Source organism: Streptomyces sp. NPDC058195 (assembly GCF_042883525.1).
GTDB lineage: Bacteria > Actinomycetota > Actinomycetes > Streptomycetales > Streptomycetaceae > Streptomyces.
Genome location: NZ_JBHVVM010000014.1, coordinates 121,749 through 137,714, shown reverse-complemented (window position 1 = coordinate 137,714; position 15,966 = coordinate 121,749). Strand labels below are relative to the sequence as shown.

Below are 15,966 nucleotides of genomic sequence, written 5' to 3'. Positions count from 1 at the left end.
GGAGCGGGAAGCGGGGCCGTACCGGGCGCGGAACGGGCATCCGGCGGTCCCTCTGGCCCCCGCCCGCTCCCGGCCTGTCCCGTCCGTGCCTGTCTCGGCCTGTCAGGGCCCGTCTCGGCCTGTCCCCGGCCTGTGTCTCGGCCTGCCTGGGCCCGTCTCAGCCTGCCCCCGGCCTGCGTCTCGGCCTGCCTGGGCCCGTCTCGGCCCGTCTCAGCCCGTCCCCGCCTGCGTCTCGGCCCGTCCCGACCAGGCCGGGATCAGTCCGCGTCCAGCCCCGCCGCGTTCAGCAGGTAGGCCGTCATCGGGTCGTAGAACCGCGGGTCGATCACGTGGTCGTCCAGCGGGACGGCCACCTGGAGGGTGCCCTCCGCCTCGCCGAGGAAGAGCGCCGGGTCGTTGCAGTCCGCGTACCCGACCGCGTCCAGCCCGCGCTGCGCCGCGCACCCGGCCCATCCGTGGTCGGCGACGACCAGGTCCGGCAGCGGGCGGCCCTCGCGCTCCAGCCCGTCCAGGATGGCGGCCATCGGGGCGGGCGAGTGGGTGTGCCAGAGCGTCGCGCCCCGCTCCTGCACGGCGACGTCCGCGAACTGGAACACCATGCCCTCGTCGGCGACCAGCCCGGAGGGGATCCGCACGATCTCGCAGCCGGCCGCCCGCAGCGCCTGCGCCGTCTGCCGGTGCACGTCCAGCAGCCCGCCGGGGTGCCCGGTCGCGAACAGCACCCGCTCCGCGCCCGCCGCCGCCTTCCGCAGCCGTGCCGCCATCCGCTCCAGCGCGTCCACCGTCAGTTCCGGGTCGATGGTGTCCTGCCCGAACCGGTGCTCCGGGTCGTCGCTGACGCCGCAGCGTTCGGCCATCACCGCCAGCACGTCCTGCTCGTCGCGCCACCGGTCCCCGAGCTCCAGGCCCAGCCAGTAGTGCCGGTCACCGTTGGCGAGCCGCCGGTAGTGGGAGAGGTTGTTGTCGCGCGGTGTGGCGACGTCCCCGGCGATACGCGTACGGACGAGGTGATCGACGAGGGCGGCACGGCTGGGTATCGGCATGAACCCATTGTGCCGTCAGGAGTGCGCTCCGTGCTGGGAGTAGGTGACCTTCTCCAGACGGTAGTACTGGGCGACACACCCCGCGGGCCAGGGCCGCCGCCCGTGCCCGCCGAACGGCTCCACCATCCTGCCGACCGGCACCGGCGTGTACGGCAGCACCCGGGCGCCGTGCGCCGCCCCGTCGCGCAGGGCCCGGTCCTGGCGGTCCCAGCGCTGGGCGCGCACCTCCATCTGGGTGCCCAGCCGCGGCAGCGGGGCGGCGAGCCCGGCGCAGCTCAGCGCGCAGACGGCGGCGGCGACGGCGGCCACCGCCGGGCGGGCTCCGGGCGGCCGGGCCCGCAGCACACCCCCCAGCAGGGCGCCGAGACCGGCGAGCAGCAGGACGTACAGCAGCAGGAAGTCGCCCCAGACCCGGGCCGCGGTCACCACGGCCGCGCCGAAGGCCGGGTAGGTGATGACGGTGCAGAGGAAGCCGGAGACCAGGAAGGCGAGGGCCCCCGCGGCGGCCAGGAGCAGCGGGGGCCCGAGCGGGCCGCCCGCCGTCCGCGCGTCCGGCGCCCGCTCGCCGCCCCGGGCCAGCAGGCCGAGCAGCAGGCCCGCCGCGAGGGCCCCCAGGTAGGGCCAGGTGGTCAGGACCGTGCCCAGGATCTCGCCGAAGGCCCGCAGCGCGGTGGTCAGCCGCCCCGCGTCGAGCAGGGAACCGGCACCGGCCCCGAAGCGCGCGCGCCGGGCGTGCGCGCCGGGCGAGGTGTACAGCACGGCCGCCCCGGCCACGATCCCGGTGAGGGCGAGCACGCACCAGCGGCGGGTGAGCGTCAGCCCGGGTCCGGGGAGGGCGCGGAGGCCGAGCAGCAGCGCGGTGCCGAGCAGCACGCAGGCGACGACCGCGGTCTCCTCCGAGAGCGTTCCGAGGAAGAACCCGCCGAGGAGCGCGGTGCCCAGGGCGAGGCCCCGGCCCCGCCGGGTCCGGGCGCGCAGCAGCGGGATCACGGCGGCGCAGGCCAGCACCGGCGCCAGGGTGTGCGAGACGGAGTTGGCGGGCCAGTAGAACACCTTGTACGGGTCGGGCGTCGCGAGGAAGAAGACCACCGCGCCCGTCGCGGCCACCACCAGCGGCACCCCGCGCGGGGCGGTCAGCGCCGTCCGGTGGAGCACGGCGATGGTCAGCGCCCACAGGATGCCGACCATGAGCACCCCGCTGACCAGCGCGAACCAGGAGTGCCCCGGGACGCCGAAGGCTCCGTACGCGACGACCAGCAGGGCGTTGGCGACGCGTCCGTTGTCCTCGTAGTAGAACTTCGCGATCATCCCCGAGACGCCTTCGTCGCGTACGACGGGGAGGAAGCACCAGTCGTCGGCCCCCGGGCGGACCAGCCGGCCGGTCCAGAAGACCGCGGCGAGCAGGGCGAACGGGAAGGCACCGAGCGCCACCGTCCAGCCGGTGGCCCACCGCCGTACGCCCGGTGGCTCCTGTTCCCGCTCCCGCTCCCGCCCGTTCGGGGCTTCGAGGGTGTCCGTGGTCATGCGCGGCTTCCCTCCCCGTCCGGGCCCCGGGCGGCACCGGAGTCGATCGCCCAGCGGGCGAGCAGGAAGGAGAACGGGGTGGCCGCCAGCCCCGCGGCCAGGGCGGCGAGGTTCTTGTCCATCCCCAGCCCGCTCACCCCGAGGGAGAGCAGGGCGCCGCTGAGCACCAGGTTGACCGCGCTCGACAGGGGATAGCGGACGAACGCCTGCCAGGTCGGCCGCGTACGGCAGGTGAGGTACGAGTTGAGCAGGAAGGAGCCCGCGACGCTGCCCGCGTATCCGAGGACGTGGGCGGCCAGATAGGGCATCGCGGAGTTCAGCGAGGCGTACACCGCGAGATACACGGCCGTGTTGACGACGCCGACCGCCGCGAACGTCAGGAACTGCCGCACCGTACGGGAGCCGGGGGCGCGCGGCCCGGCTTCGCCGCGCGCCGGTTCCTCCCGGACCGCCGCCACCTGGACCCGGCCCGCCGGAATCCGTCCCCCCGCGCCTGAGCCCGGCCCCGGACCCCGCCGCGAGCCCGAGCCCGAGCCCGAGCCCGATCCCGTATCAGCTGCTTCGGCGGCGCCCGAATTCACCGCGGCCGAAGGGGAAGGAGCCGAATTCACCGCGACCAGTTCCGCCGGAATGCCGCGCATCAGGGCGGTGTCCAGGGAATCGCTCGTCTCCCGCACCAGATAATGCGGTCTCCGTTTGGACTCGCAGTAGATGCGGCCCACGTATTCACCGATCACCCCCAGGGTGGCCAGCTGAATTCCGCCGAGCGCCACGACGGCGGTGAGCAGCGTGGTGTAGCCGGGTACGCCGACCCCGTGCAGGGCGACGTCGGCGATGATCCACAGGGCGTACCCCAGCGCCGCCAGGGCGAGGGCGAGTCCGGCGTGGATGGCGAGGCGCAGGGGGCGGCTGTTGAAGGAGATCAGCCCGTCGATCCCGTAGTTCAGCAGCCGTCTGCCGCCCCACTTCGAACGGCCCGCCGCGCGCCGGACGTTGCGGTAGGTGAAGGCCACGGTGTCGTAGCCGATCCAGGAGAAGACGCCCTTGGAGAACCGGTTGGTCTCGGGCAGCGCGAGCACGGCGTCCACGGCCCGGCGCGACAGCAGCCGGAAGTCCCCCTCGCCGTCGACGACGGCCACGTCCATGCACCGGCCCATCGCGCGGTAGTAGGCGGTGCTGAGCAGGGTGCGCAGGGCGCCCTCGCCGCTGCGGTCGCGGCGGGCCACGACCTGGTCGTAGCCGTGCCGGTGCAGCTCCAGCATGCGGGGCAGCAGTTCCGGCGGGTGCTGGAGGTCGGCGTCCATGAGCACGACGGCGTCGCCCCGGGACATGCCCAGCCCGGCGAGCATGGCGGCCTCCTTGCCGAAGTTGCGGCTGAAGGAGACGTAGCGGACGCGGCGGTCCGCGGCGGCGAAGTCACGGACGCGGGCGCGGGTGCGGTCGCCGCTGCCGTCGTCGACGTACACGATCTCGAACGTCTGCCGGGTCGGTTCGAGGGCGGCGGTCAGCTCACGGTGAAAGGACTCGATCACCTCGTCCTCGTTGAAACAGGGGACGACGACCGAGACCTGGCATGTTTTCATTTAATTTCCCCAGCAGGCACAGGCGAGACGCCTCAAACCATATGCCCGGGGATCGCCACGACACTCCGAGGAAATGCCCCGGAAAAGAGGAAAGCGGGGAAGTCCGCGAGAAATCCCGCCGAAATCCCGCACCCTTCACGCATTAATTCATATGTTCGGGACGCCGCGGGGACGGCGGAGTGTCCTCAGCCGCGGAACAGCCCTCCCGCGGGGAACCGCCCTCAGGCGCGGACCGCGGCCGCCTCGAACGCCCCGCGTGCCAGCCGGTGCAGCAGCGCCGCGGTCTCCGCGCGGTCCGGGCGTACGCCGGGGCGGCCCAGGTGGGGGGTGGAGTTGAGCAGGCCGAAGACGGCGTGGACGGCGGCGCGGGCCTCGTGCTCGGGCAGGTCCGGGTAGACCGCCCGGACCACCTCGACCCACACCTCGACGTACTGCCGCTGGAGCTGGCGGACCCGCTTGCGGTCGGCCTCCCGCAGCCGGTCGAGCTCGCGGTCGTGGAGGGTGATCAGGGGGCGGTCGTCGAGGGCGAAGTCGATGTGCCCCTCGATGAGCGCGTCGAGCAGCGCCCGCGGGGAGCCCGTCGCGCTCGCCGCGTCCTCCGAGACGCGCAGCCGCCCGCCCTCCAGCAGCCGCTCGCTGATGCCGACCAGCAGCTCGGCGAGCATCGCGTCCTTGCCGGGGAAGTGACGGTAGAGCCCGGGGCCGCTGATGCCGACGGCGGCGCCTATCTCGTCGACCCCGACGCCGTGGAAGCCGCGCTCGGCGAAGAGGCGGGCGGCCTCCTTGAGGATCTGCTCGCGGCGGGTGGGGGCGTCCGTCCTGGTGGTCATGGATTCGATTCTAGACAGCCGGGTTAGCGAACGTTAACCTGAAGAACGGACGTTAACGTTCACTAACCACTGCGGTACGGGCAAGGGGGCTCGACACGATGCAGCAGGCACCGGTGCTGACGAGCGCGGCCGATCCCGCCTCCGAGGCCTGGAAGGCCAACGAGGCGGCGCATCACGCGCTCGTCGACGAGCTGCGCGAGCGGCTCACGAAGGCCAGGCTCGGCGGAGGTGAGCGGGCCCGCGCCCGGCATGTGGCGCGCGGCAAGCTGCTGCCCAGGGACCGGGTGGACACCCTGCTCGATCCGGGCTCCCCGTTCCTGGAGCTGGCCCCGCTGGCGGCCGAGGGGCTGTACGGGGGCGCCGCCCCGGCGGCCGGGGTGATCGCCGGGATCGGCCGGGTCGGCGGCCGGGAGTGCGTGATCGTCGCCAACGACGCGACGGTCAAGGGCGGCACGTACTACCCGATGACGGTGAAGAAGCACCTGCGGGCCCAGGAAGTGGCGCTGGAGAACCGTCTCCCCTGCCTGTATCTCGTCGACTCCGGCGGGGCCTTCCTGCCGATGCAGGACGAGGTCTTCCCCGACCGGGAGCACTTCGGGCGGATCTTCTACAACCAGGCCCGGATGTCCGGGGCCGGTATCCCGCAGATCGCCGCGGTCATGGGCTCGTGCACGGCGGGCGGGGCGTACGTCCCCGCGATGAGCGACGAGGCCGTGATCGTCCGCAATCAGGGCACGATCTTCCTGGGCGGTCCGCCGCTGGTGAAGGCCGCGACCGGCGAGGTCGTGACGGCCGAGGAGCTGGGCGGCGGAGAGGTCCACTCCCGTACGTCCGGGGTGACCGACCACCTCGCGGAGGACGACGCGCACGCGCTGCGGATCGTGCGGAACATCGTGGGCACCCTGCCGGACCGGGGCGCGCTGCCGTGGTCCGTGCGCCCCGTCGAGGAGCCCAGGACCGACCCCGCCGGGCTCTACGGCGCCGTCCCGGTCGATTCCCGCACCCCGTACGACGTGCGGGAGGTGATCGCCCGGGTCGTGGACGGCTCGCGGTTCGCCGAGTTCAAGGCCGAGTACGGCACGACGCTGGTCACCGGCTTCGCCCACATCCACGGCCACCCGGTCGGCATCGTCGCCAACAACGGCATCCTGTTCTCCGAGTCCGCCCAGAAGGGCGCCCACTTCATCGAGCTGTGCGACCAGCGCGGCATCCCGCTGGTCTTCCTGCAGAACATCTCGGGATTCATGGTGGGCCGGGACTACGAGGCCGGAGGCATCGCCAAGCACGGCGCCAAGATGGTCACGGCGGTCGCCTGCACCCGCGTCCCGAAGCTGACCGTGGTCGTCGGCGGTTCGTACGGGGCGGGCAACTACTCCATGTGCGGCCGGGCCTACTCCCCCCGCTTCCTGTGGATGTGGCCCAACGCGAAGATCTCCGTCATGGGCGGCGAGCAGGCCGCGTCGGTCCTCGCCACGGTCAAGCGCGACCAGCTGGGCGACGACTGGAGCGTGGCCGACGAGGAGGCCTTCAAGGCGCCGATCCGCGAGCAGTACGACACCCAGGGAAACGCCTACTACGCCACGGCCCGGCTCTGGGACGACGGCGTGATCGACCCGATGGAGACCCGGCAGGTGCTGGGGCTCGCCCTGACCGCCTGCGCCAACGCCCCCCTGGGCGATGCCGGCTTCGGCGTCTTCCGGATGTGAGGAACAGATGACGATGTTCGACACGGTTCTGGTCGCCAACCGCGGCGAGATCGCGGTGCGCGTCATCCGCACGCTGCGGGAGCTGGGCATCCGCTCGGTCGCCGTCTTCAGCGACGCGGACGCCGGTGCCCGGCACGTCCGGGAGGCGGACACCGCCGTACGGATCGGGCCCGCCCCCGCCGCCCGCAGCTACCTGCACGTCCCCGCGCTGCTGGACGCGGCCCGCCGCTCCGGCGCGCAGGCCGTCCACCCCGGCTACGGCTTCCTCGCCGAGAACGCCGCCTTCGCGCGGGCGTGCGCCGAGGCGGGGCTGGTCTTCATCGGCCCGCCCGCCTCCGCGATCACCCTGATGGGCGACAAGATCCGGGCCAAGGAGACGGTCGCGGCGGCCGGTGTCCCGGTGGTGCCCGGCTCCTCGGGCAGCGGTCTCACCGACGCCCAGCTGTCCGGCGCCGCGCGGGAGATCGGCACGCCGGTGCTGCTGAAGCCCTCGGCGGGCGGCGGCGGCAAGGGGATGCGGCTGGTGCGCGACGAGGCGCTGCTCGGAGACGAGATCGCCGCGGCCCGGCGCGAGGCGCGGGCCTCGTTCGGCGACGACACCCTCCTGGTGGAGCGGTGGATCGACCGGCCCCGGCACATCGAGATCCAGGTGCTGGCCGACGCCCACGGCAACGTGGTCCACCTCGGCGAGCGGGAATGCTCGCTCCAGCGCCGCCATCAGAAGATCATCGAGGAGGCGCCCTCGGTGCTGCTCGACGCGGCGACCCGGGAGGCGATGGGCGAGGCGGCCGTGCAGGCGGCCCGCTCCTGCGGCTACGTCGGCGCGGGCACGGTGGAGTTCATCGTCCCCGGCGACGACCCGGCCGCGTACTACTTCATGGAGATGAACACCCGCCTCCAGGTCGAGCACCCGGTGACCGAGCTGGTCACCGGCCTGGACCTGGTGGAGTGGCAGCTGCGGGTCGCCGCGGGTGAACCGCTCCCCTTCACGCAGCCCGGCGTCACCCTCACCGGTCATGCGGTCGAGGCCCGGATCTGCGCGGAGGACCCGGCACGCGGCTTCCTGCCCTCCGGCGGCACGGTCCTCGCCCTGCACGAGCCGCAGGGCCACGGGGTGCGCACGGACTCCGGGCTCGCCGAGGGCGGCGAGGTCGGCAGCCTGTACGACCCGATGCTGTCGAAGGTCATCGCGTACGGCCCCGACCGGGCGACCGCCCTGCGCCGTCTGCGGGCGGCGCTCGCGGACACGGTGGTCCTCGGCGTCCCGACCAACGCCGGGTTCCTGCGCCGGCTGCTCGCCCACCCGGCGGTGGCGGCGGGCGAGCTGGACACCGGACTGGTGGAGCGTGAGGCGGCCGGGCTGGTCCCGGACGGCGTGCCCGAGGAGGTGTACGCGGCGGCGGCGCTGCTGCGGCAGCGGCGGTCCGCGCAGGCGGCCCGCGCCGACGCCTCCGGCTGGACCGACCCGTTCTCGGCGGCGAGCGGCTGGCGCCTCGGCGGCACCCCGGCCCGTACGGTGCTCGACTTCCGGCTCCCGGGCCACGACCCGGTACAGGTCTGTCTGCGCCCCTGCTCCGGAGACGTGGACGGTACGGAGCTGTGCTTCGGCCATGTGGGCGAGGACCCACAGCCGCCGCAGCCGGTGACGGGGGCCTGCGGGCCGCTGGCCCCGCTGCCGGGCGGCCGGGAGACGGCCCGCTCGGTCGAGATCTCCGAGCACCGGATCACCTTCGAACTCGCCGGGGTCACCCACACGTTCACCCACGCCGCCACGCCCGCGGGCGTGTGGCTCGGCCAGGACGGCGACAGCTGGCACGTCCAGGACCACGACCCGGTGGAGGCGTCCTTGTCCGGGGCGGGCCGCTCCGGGGCGGACACCCTCGCCGCGCCCATGCCCGGCACGGTCACGGTCGTGAAGGTGGCGCTCGGGGACGAGGTCGCGGCCGGGCAGAGCCTGCTGGTGGTGGAGGCGATGAAGATGGAGCACGTCATCTCCGCCCCGCACGCCGGGACGGTGACCGAACTGGACGTCACCCCCGGCTCCACCGTCGCCATGGACCAGATCCTGGCCGTGGTCACCCCCGCCGAAGCCTCCGGGGAGGAAGCATGACGACCGGCCGCACCCTGCCCATGAGCGTTCCGGCGCAGGACCTTCCCGCCCGGGTCCGCATCCACGAGGTCGGCGCCCGCGACGGGCTGCAGAACGAGAAGTCCGTCGTACCGACCGAGGTGAAGGCGGAGTTCATCCACCGGCTGGCCGCGGCCGGGCTCACCACCATCGAGGCGACCAGCTTCGTGCACCCCAAGTGGGTGCCCCAGCTGGCCGACGCCGAGGACCTGTTCCCCCGCCTGGCGGACCTCGGCGGCGTCGCCCTGCCGGTGCTCGTCCCCAACGAGCGCGGACTGGAGCGGGCGCTGGCGCTCGGGGCGCGCCGGATCGCCGTCTTCGGCTCGGCGACGGAGACCTTCGCGGCCCGCAACCTCAACCGCACGGTCGACGAATCGCTGGCGATGTTCGAACCGGTCGTCGCCCGCGCCAGGACCGACGGCGTACACGTCCGCGGCTACCTGTCGATGTGCTTCGGCGACCCGTGGGAGGGGCCCGTACCGGTCCACCAGGTCGTGCGGGTCGCCAAGGCGCTGATGGACCTCGGCTGCGACGAGCTGTCCCTCGGCGACACCATCGGAGTGGCCACCCCCGGCCACGTACAGACCCTGCTCGCCGAGCTGAACGAGGAGGGGGTGCGCACCGACGTCATCGGCGTGCACTTCCACGACACGTACGGCCAGGCCCTGTCGAACACCCTCGCCGCGCTCCAGCACGGCGTGAGCACCGTGGACGCCTCGGCGGGCGGCCTCGGCGGCTGCCCGTACGCGAAGAGCGCCACCGGGAACCTCGCCACCGAAGACCTCGTGTGGATGCTCCAGGGCCTCGGTATCGAGACCGGGGTCGATCTCGACGCGCTCACCGCCACCAGCGTGTGGCTCGCCGACCGGCTGGGCCGTCCCAGCCCGTCCCGTACCGTCCGTGCGCTTTCGGCGCGATAGGCGCCCGTCCCCCGTCCCACAAGGAGTGACCCTGCCATGCCCCTGGACCACCGGCTGACCGCCGAACACGAGGAACTGCGGCGCACTGTCGAGGAGTTCGCGCACGACGTCGTCGCGCCGAAGATCGGCGACCTCTACGAACGACACGAGTTCCCGTACGAGATCGTGCGGGAGATGGGGCGGATGGGCCTTTTCGGGCTGCCGTTCCCGGAGGAGTACGGCGGCATGGGCGGCGACTACCTCGCCCTCGGGATCGCCCTGGAGGAGCTGGCCCGGGTCGACTCGTCGGTGGCGATCACCCTGGAGGCCGGGGTCTCGCTCGGCGCGATGCCGGTGTACCGCTTCGGCACGGAGGAGCAGAAGCGGCAGTGGCTGCCGAAGCTCTGCTCGGGCGAGGCGCTCGGCGCGTTCGGGCTGACGGAGCCGGACGGCGGTTCGGACGCCGGGGGCACGCGTACGACGGCGGTGCGCGACGAGGCGGCCGGCGAATGGGTGATCAACGGATCCAAGTGCTTCATCACCAACTCCGGTACGGACATCACGGAGCTGGTCACGGTGACGGCGGTGACCGGCCGCAAGGAGAACGGCGCCCCGCTGATCTCCTCGATCATCGTCCCGTCCGGCACCCCGGGCTTCACGGTCGCCGCCCCGTACTCCAAGGTCGGCTGGAACAGCTCGGACACCCGTGAGCTGTCCTTCTCCGACGTCCGCGTACCGCTGGAGAACCTGCTGGGCGAGGAGGGCCGCGGCTACGCCCAGTTCCTGCGCATCCTGGACGAGGGCCGGATCGCCATCGCCGCCCTCTCCACGGGCCTGGCCCAGGGCTGCGTGGACGAGTCGGTGAAGTACGCGGGCGAGCGCCACGCGTTCGGCCGGGCGATCGGCACGAACCAGGCGATCCAGTTCAAGATCGCGGACATGGAGATGCGCGCCCACATGGCCCGCATCGGCTGGCGCGACGCCGCCTCGCGGATGCTGGCGGGCGAGCCGTTCAAGAAGGAGGCGGCGATCGCCAAGCTGTACTCCTCCACGGTGGCCGTGGACAACGCCCGCGAGGCCACCCAGATCCACGGCGGCTACGGCTTCATGAACGAGTACCCGGTGGCCCGCATGTGGCGCGACTCCAAGATCCTGGAGATCGGCGAGGGCACGAGCGAGGTCCAGCGCATGCTCATCGCCCGGGAGCTGGGCCTCCCGGCCTGACGCGCGACGACACCGCGACGGGGCGGCCTCCGCGGAGGCCGCCCCGTCCGCGTACGGACCCCTGGGGGTCATGACCCCCAGCGCTGGTTGTCCCCGCCGTTGCAGCCGAGCGTGTAGACCTTGCCCGCGCCGTTGCTGTCGAGGCATCTGCCGGTCGCCACGTTCTTCCACACGACGACACCGGCGCCCGACTCCCCCGCCGTCCAGCGCTGGTTGTCGCCGCCGTTGCAGCCCAGCGCGTACACCTCGCCCGCGCCGTTGCTGTCCAGGCACCTGCCCGTGGCCACGTCCTTGAGCGCCCCGCCCCCGGTGTGGTTGAACTCCACCGTCCAGCTCTGGTTGCCGCCGCCGTTGCAGCCCAGCGCGTAGGCCCTGCCCGCGCCGTTGCTGTCGAGGCATCTGCCCGTGGCCACGTTCTTGAATCGCACCTGCGGACCGGCGACGGCCGGGGTGGACACCGCTGCCACCAGGGCGCATCCCACGCCCAGGGCAGCCAGCAGAGTGATCCGTGACCGCATGACTGAACCTCCTGATCGAACGGGTGGGTCGAGGTCTCAGTGGGCTGCTCACGGCGGGGACGTGCCGCCCCCGCGAGAGGAGCGCCCGCGCCCTCTCCCAGCCCGGCCACGCCCGAAAGCCCGGCCGCGGCAGATCCGGTGCGGCCGTCCAGGGCGTGTGCCCATGCTCGCCACTGCTGTACCTCGTCGCTTCGAGGGCGGCGCCATGGATTCCCGTCCTTTGTACAGCACCACCAGGGCGCATCCGCGCCGGAAACCGCCGCGCCCCGCCCCGGGCGGCCTTTCGGACCACGGGAAGGCGGCATCCGGGACGGACCACGGCCCCGGCCACGGAGCCCGTCGCTCAGCGGTGGTAGTCGGGCCAGTGCGGGTCCTCCCAGCGGGCGGGACCGGTGAGGCCGAGCAGGCGTATGCGGTGGAGCAGTTCGCCGGGGGCGCCGTGGGCGGCGAGGCGGGGGCGGGCGTGATCCAGCAGCCAGGCCGTCAGTTCGGCGCACTTCTCGTCCTCGCCGTCCCAGGCCGTCCAGGGGAGCCGGTCGCCGAGGAGGCAGTCCTCCCAGTGGAAGGCGGCCTCCGCGAGGTGCCGGGTGGCCGTGGCACCGGTCAGCGCCTCCCAGCGGGCGAGCCACGGGGTGAGCGTGCCGGATGCCTCGGCGACCAGGGCGAGGAGGTCGTGGGCCGGGGCGGACGGGGCCGGGGCGGTGAGGGTGTGGGACCACCAGGCGTGGAGGAACTCCCGTACCGCCGCCGCCTGTTCCTCGGGCCACCGCTGCCAGTGGCCACGGTCGAACGAACGGCCGATCTCCTCCGGGCCGAGGAAGGGTTCGACGCGGCCGGCGACGAGGGACCGCGCGAACTGCGGGAGTATCCGGCGCAGCACCGCCGGGTGGTCGCTCCAGTCGGGAGCCTGCCAGGTGCGTCGCAGGAGATCGTCGTCCAGCTCGACGTCCGGGGCCTTGAGCCGGGCCAGTTCCTCGGCGCTGCCCCAGTGGCACACGCAGTTGTGCTCGTCGGGGTGGGCGGTCATGCCCCGGAAGGCGACCGCGAGGCCGTCCAGCGCGGCGTCGAGGCGGCGGGCGGGGTGCGCGGCGGCGGAGAGACGCGAGGAGAGCGAGGAGGAGGAGAGCGAGGAGGTCATCGGCGTGATCGCCTTCGGGGCTCCAGGGGCTGACGCCGCCCGAAGAGCGCCACGTTACCGAAAACCGCCGCCGCCCGTCCCCCGCGAGCGCGGAGAACGGGCGGCGGCCGTGCGCACGTCGCGGGTCAGACCTTCGCGGCGGCCGGTTCCGGCAGGGCGTCGGCGCCGTCCCCGCCACGGCTCAGCGCCGGGATGAGGGCGGCGATCGCGGCCGCGACCAGGGCGACGCCGCAGCCGACCATGAGTCCGGTACGGAAACCGTTCTCCGAGGTGAGGGTGTAGCCGCCCGCGGTGATGGTCATCTGGGAGAGGACCACGCCGACCACCGCGGCGCCGATCGACGTACCCAGCGAGCGCATCAGCGTGTTGAAGCCGTTGGCGGCGGCGGTCTCGGAGAGCGGGACCGAGCCCATGATCAGCGCGGGCATCGAGCCGTACGCCAGGCCGACACCGCTGCTGGTGACCATGCCGACCACCATCAGGCCCCACGCGGAGCCCATGAGCATCAGCGCCAGGCCGTAGCCGACCGCGATGACCAGGATGCCGCTGACCAGGGTGAACTTCGGGCCCCGGGCGTCGATCAGCTTTCCGCCGAGCGGAGAGACGATCATCATCATGACGCCGCCGGGCGCCATCCACAGGCCCGCCGCGAGCATCGACTGGCCCAGCCCGTAGCCGGTGGCGGAGGGCAGCTGAAGGATCTGCGGCGAGATCAGCATGGTGGCGTACATGCCGAAGCCGACGAAGACGGAGGCGAGGTTGGTCATCAGCACCCGGGGGCGCGCGGTGGTGCGGAGGTCCACCAGCGGGTCACGGGTACGCAGCTCCCACACGCCCCAGGCGAGCAGCACCACCACCGCGGCGGCGAACAGGCCGAGCGTGGTGGCCGAGCCCCAGCCCCAGTCGGCGCCCTTGGACACCGCGAGCAGCAGGCAGACCAGGCCCGCCCCGAGACCGAGCGCGCCCAGCACGTCGAACCGCTGCCCCTTGGCCCCGGCGGGCACCTCGGGGATCAGGAACCAGATCAGCGCCGCGACCGCGGTGGCCAGACCGGCCGAGCCCCAGAACAGCACCCGCCAGTCGGTGTACTGGGCGACCGCCGCGGCGATCGGCAGCCCGAGCGCGCCGCCGATGCCCATGGAGGCGCTGACCAGCGCGATGGAGGAGCTGAGCTTCTCCGCCGGGACCACGTCACGCAGCAGCGCGATGCCGAGCGGCAGCACGCCCATGCCCATGCCCTGAAGGCCACGGCCGACGATCATGGGGACGACGGTCGACGAGAGCGCGCACACCACCGAACCGGCTATCAGCGGTACGGAGCAGACGAGGAGCATCCGGCGCTTGCCGACCATGTCGCCCAGCCGGCCGGAGACGGGTACGCAGACGGCGGAGACCAGCAGGGTGACGGTGATCACCCAGGCCGCGTTCGAGGGGGTGGTGCTCAGGATCTGCGGCAGCTCCGCGATGAGCGGGGTGACCAGGGTCTGCATGATCGCCGCCGTGATGCCGGCGATGGCCAGGGTGGCGACGACGCCGCCGGTACGAGTTGATGGCTGGGGCGCGCCCATCCGGGACTCCTCGGGTGTGTATCGGGAAGAAGGGTATGCATCGTACACACTCCATGCAGCATGCAAGCTATATGTACGCTACATAGCCTATGGGAAGATGGAGGTCGGCCTCCGGAACTCCCCGGAGTGCCGCGACACGCCGGGGTGCCGGACCGCACCGGGGCGCCAGGGCGCCCGGACGGCAAGACGACGAGGGAAGACGGCAGGCACACATGACCAGGCCCACCCATGAGGTCGAGTACGAGCAGATGCTCCTCAGCCGCCACAGCCTGCTGCGCAACAAGGGCGGACGGCGCAAGGGCGGGCTGATGGACCACAGCGCCTACGTCCTGCTCAGCCGCGTCCGCGTCCAGGGGCCGATGTCGATCGGCGAGCTCAGCGACGCCTTCGGGCTCGACGCGTCCACCCTCAACCGGCAGACCGCGGCAGCCATGCGCGCCGGGCTCGTGGAGCGCATCCCGGACCCCTCGGGCGGCATGGCCCGCAAGTTCCGGATCACCGACGAGGGCGCCCGCACGCTCGACGCCGAGCGCGAGGGCATCGTCGACTCCCTGGAGCGGGTCATGACCCACTGGTCGGACGAGGACATCTCCGGTTTCGCCGCCTACCTGAGGCGCTTCAACACCGACATCGAGCGGCTGGCCGGCCGCCCCTGGCCGCGCCCCTGACCCGCCGCACGGCCCCGGGGAATTCGTTCGACACCGCGGCACCGCACCCGGCAGAGTCCGGATATGAAGCCACAGCACTGGCCCTTGTACGGGCTCCGCCTCCGCACACCCCGCCTGGAACTACGCCTGCCGGACCTGGAGTTGCTCGACGCTCTCGCCTCGGTCGCGGGCGGCGGGGTGCACGCCCCGGACGAGATGCCGTTCACGGTCCCCTGGACGGAGGCGTCGCCCGCCGGGCGCGGCCGGGCCACGTTCCAGCACGTGCTCCGCACCGTCGCCGACTGGTCCGCCCAGGACTGGACGCTGAGTCTCGCGGTGCTGTGCGAGGGCGAGGTGGTCGGGCGGCAGGACCTCGGCGCGAAGGACTTCGCGGTGACCGGCCGGGTCACCTCCGGGTCGTGGCTGGGCCTCGCCCACCAGGGCCGGGGCATCGGCACCGAGATGCGTGCCGCCGTCCTGCACCTCGCCTTCGCGGGCCTCGGGGCCCAGAGCGCGGTGACGGCGGCGATGAGCGACAACGCCCGCTCGCTGGGCGTCTCGCGGCGGCTGGGCTATCTGCCGGACGGCCTCAATGTCGCCGCCGTACGCGGAGCACCCGTCACCCTGCAGCGGCTGTGGCTGGACCGTGCCCGCTGGGAGGAGTGCCGCCGCACCGAGGTCACCGTCGAGGGGCTCGACGACTGCCGGACGGAGTTCGGAGCATGACCCTGCTCGTACACACCTTCGTCCACGACGAACACGGGGACCGGCGGCTGCTCGACGACCCCGACGACGGCAGCGACATGGCCGGGTTCGAGAGCAGCCGGACCAAGCTCTGGGGCTCGGAGTACGCACGGGCGCTCGGCGCCCGGTTCTTCCCGGATCTGGCCGACGGCGACCTCTGCGTACAGCCGCGGGACGTCGGGGACTTCCTGGCCGAGTGCGAGCTGCTGCGCACCCACACCGCACAGCTCGCCGCGCACAGCGGCTACCGGGACGACTACGTGGCCGCCCGGCTCGCCAACATCACCGGCGCCGCTCTGCGCGCCCGGTCCGTGGGCGGCGGGGTCCTGGTCTGGTGAGCGGGGACCGCGAGCGGCCGGCCGTCTCCCGGCCGCCCGGACCTCCGGGCTCCGCGGACCGCTCCCCCGTTCGTAC

Annotated in this window: 14 protein-coding genes; 7 read left to right on the top strand and 7 right to left on the bottom strand. The window is 73.1% G+C overall.

Going from position 1 to position 15,966, the window contains the following annotated elements:
* Positions 1–257 precede the first annotated feature (257 nt).
* The 4 genes from ACFVWY_RS19355 to ACFVWY_RS19340 all read right to left on the bottom strand — a co-directional run bounded on the left by ACFVWY_RS19355 (position 258) and on the right by ACFVWY_RS19340 (position 4,980).
* Positions 258–1,043: a phosphatase gene (locus tag ACFVWY_RS19355; RefSeq protein ID WP_389873681.1), complete on the bottom strand. Its 786-nt coding sequence runs from the start codon at positions 1,041–1,043 to the stop codon at positions 258–260.
* Positions 1,044–1,058: 15 nt separating this feature from the next.
* Positions 1,059–2,567 carry a DUF6056 family protein gene (locus tag ACFVWY_RS19350; protein WP_389873678.1) on the bottom strand — a complete coding sequence of 503 codons (1,509 nt, stop codon included), beginning with the start codon at positions 2,565–2,567 and terminating at the stop codon, positions 1,059–1,061.
* The gene (locus ACFVWY_RS19345) at positions 2,564–4,150 is read right to left on the bottom strand and encodes a glycosyltransferase (RefSeq protein WP_389873676.1); all 1,587 of its coding nucleotides are present in this window, start codon (positions 4,148–4,150) and stop codon (positions 2,564–2,566) included. Before ACFVWY_RS19345 ends, ACFVWY_RS19350 begins: the two co-directional genes overlap by 4 nt.
* Before the next feature lie 221 nt (positions 4,151–4,371).
* Positions 4,372–4,980: a TetR/AcrR family transcriptional regulator gene (locus ACFVWY_RS19340; protein WP_389873673.1), complete on the bottom strand. Its 609-nt coding sequence runs from the start codon at positions 4,978–4,980 to the stop codon at positions 4,372–4,374.
* A gap of 98 nt (positions 4,981–5,078) precedes the next feature.
* Here ACFVWY_RS19340 and ACFVWY_RS19335 point away from each other — a divergent pair, with 98 nt between their 5' ends.
* The 4 genes from ACFVWY_RS19335 to ACFVWY_RS19320 are packed head-to-tail and all read left to right on the top strand — an operon-like array spanning position 5,079 to position 10,937.
* Complete coding sequence (locus ACFVWY_RS19335) at positions 5,079–6,686, top strand: carboxyl transferase domain-containing protein (protein ID WP_389873671.1); 1,608 nt, start codon at positions 5,079–5,081, stop codon at positions 6,684–6,686.
* 7 nt (positions 6,687–6,693) lie between these two features.
* Positions 6,694–8,796: a biotin carboxylase N-terminal domain-containing protein gene (locus ACFVWY_RS19330; RefSeq protein WP_389873668.1), complete on the top strand. Its 2,103-nt coding sequence runs from the start codon at positions 6,694–6,696 to the stop codon at positions 8,794–8,796.
* A complete protein-coding gene (locus ACFVWY_RS19325) occupies positions 8,793–9,734 on the top strand; it encodes a hydroxymethylglutaryl-CoA lyase (protein ID WP_389873666.1) in 942 nt (313 codons plus the stop codon). The genes ACFVWY_RS19330 and ACFVWY_RS19325 overlap by 4 nt, the downstream gene beginning before the upstream one ends.
* Positions 9,735–9,770: 36 nt before the next feature.
* The gene (locus ACFVWY_RS19320; RefSeq protein WP_389873663.1) at positions 9,771–10,937 is read left to right on the top strand and encodes an acyl-CoA dehydrogenase family protein; all 1,167 of its coding nucleotides are present in this window, start codon (positions 9,771–9,773) and stop codon (positions 10,935–10,937) included.
* Between the two features lie 68 nt (positions 10,938–11,005).
* Here the strand turns inward: ACFVWY_RS19320 and ACFVWY_RS19315 are convergent, their stop codons facing one another.
* From ACFVWY_RS19315 to ACFVWY_RS19305, 3 genes are all read right to left on the bottom strand, one after another.
* A complete protein-coding gene (locus ACFVWY_RS19315) occupies positions 11,006–11,455 on the bottom strand; it encodes an RICIN domain-containing protein (RefSeq protein ID WP_389873661.1) in 450 nt (149 codons plus the stop codon).
* A 343-nt stretch (positions 11,456–11,798) separates the two neighbouring features.
* Entirely contained in the window at positions 11,799–12,593 is a 795-nt protein-coding gene (locus ACFVWY_RS19310) for a hypothetical protein (RefSeq protein WP_389873659.1), read from the bottom strand.
* Between the two features lie 125 nt (positions 12,594–12,718).
* Positions 12,719–14,161, bottom strand: coding sequence for an MFS transporter (locus ACFVWY_RS19305; RefSeq protein ID WP_389873656.1), 1,443 nt, complete (start codon positions 14,159–14,161; stop codon positions 12,719–12,721).
* 212 nt (positions 14,162–14,373) lie between these two features.
* On the opposite strand from ACFVWY_RS19305, the gene ACFVWY_RS19300 reads away from it, so the two are divergent.
* The 3 genes from ACFVWY_RS19300 to ACFVWY_RS19290 all read left to right on the top strand — a co-directional run bounded on the left by ACFVWY_RS19300 (position 14,374) and on the right by ACFVWY_RS19290 (position 15,890).
* Positions 14,374–14,829, top strand: a complete 456-nt coding sequence (locus ACFVWY_RS19300) for a MarR family winged helix-turn-helix transcriptional regulator (RefSeq protein ID WP_389873655.1) — start codon at positions 14,374–14,376, stop codon at positions 14,827–14,829.
* 63 nt (positions 14,830–14,892) lie between these two features.
* Positions 14,893–15,534 carry a GNAT family N-acetyltransferase gene (locus tag ACFVWY_RS19295; protein WP_389873652.1) on the top strand — a complete coding sequence of 214 codons (642 nt, stop codon included), beginning with the start codon at positions 14,893–14,895 and terminating at the stop codon, positions 15,532–15,534.
* Positions 15,531–15,890: a hypothetical protein gene (locus tag ACFVWY_RS19290; RefSeq protein ID WP_389873649.1), complete on the top strand. Its 360-nt coding sequence runs from the start codon at positions 15,531–15,533 to the stop codon at positions 15,888–15,890. Before ACFVWY_RS19295 ends, ACFVWY_RS19290 begins: the two co-directional genes overlap by 4 nt.
* The last annotated feature ends 76 nt before the right edge of the window (positions 15,891–15,966 follow it).

Excerpts from the sequence above, each read along its gene's own strand:
- ACFVWY_RS19290 (WP_389873649.1), top strand. The coding sequence starts at position 15,531 with ATGACCCTGCTCGTACACACCTTCGTCCACGACGAACACGGGGACCGG.
- ACFVWY_RS19310 (WP_389873659.1), bottom strand. The coding sequence starts at position 12,593 with ATGACCTCCTCGCTCTCCTCCTCCTCGCTCTCCTCGCGTCTCTCCGCC.
- ACFVWY_RS19355 (WP_389873681.1), bottom strand. The coding sequence starts at position 1,043 with ATGCCGATACCCAGCCGTGCCGCCCTCGTCGATCACCTCGTCCGTACG.
- ACFVWY_RS19320 (WP_389873663.1), top strand. The coding sequence starts at position 9,771 with ATGCCCCTGGACCACCGGCTGACCGCCGAACACGAGGAACTGCGGCGC.
- ACFVWY_RS19340 (WP_389873673.1), bottom strand. The coding sequence starts at position 4,980 with ATGACCACCAGGACGGACGCCCCCACCCGCCGCGAGCAGATCCTCAAG.
- ACFVWY_RS19295 (WP_389873652.1), top strand. The coding sequence starts at position 14,893 with ATGAAGCCACAGCACTGGCCCTTGTACGGGCTCCGCCTCCGCACACCC.
- ACFVWY_RS19330 (WP_389873668.1), top strand. The coding sequence starts at position 6,694 with ATGACGATGTTCGACACGGTTCTGGTCGCCAACCGCGGCGAGATCGCG.
- ACFVWY_RS19315 (WP_389873661.1), bottom strand. The coding sequence starts at position 11,455 with ATGCGGTCACGGATCACTCTGCTGGCTGCCCTGGGCGTGGGATGCGCC.
- ACFVWY_RS19350 (WP_389873678.1), bottom strand. The coding sequence starts at position 2,567 with ATGACCACGGACACCCTCGAAGCCCCGAACGGGCGGGAGCGGGAGCGG.
- ACFVWY_RS19335 (WP_389873671.1), top strand. The coding sequence starts at position 5,079 with ATGCAGCAGGCACCGGTGCTGACGAGCGCGGCCGATCCCGCCTCCGAG.
- ACFVWY_RS19325 (WP_389873666.1), top strand. The coding sequence starts at position 8,793 with ATGACGACCGGCCGCACCCTGCCCATGAGCGTTCCGGCGCAGGACCTT.
- ACFVWY_RS19345 (WP_389873676.1), bottom strand. The coding sequence starts at position 4,150 with ATGAAAACATGCCAGGTCTCGGTCGTCGTCCCCTGTTTCAACGAGGAC.
- ACFVWY_RS19300 (WP_389873655.1), top strand. The coding sequence starts at position 14,374 with ATGACCAGGCCCACCCATGAGGTCGAGTACGAGCAGATGCTCCTCAGC.
- ACFVWY_RS19305 (WP_389873656.1), bottom strand. The coding sequence starts at position 14,161 with ATGGGCGCGCCCCAGCCATCAACTCGTACCGGCGGCGTCGTCGCCACC.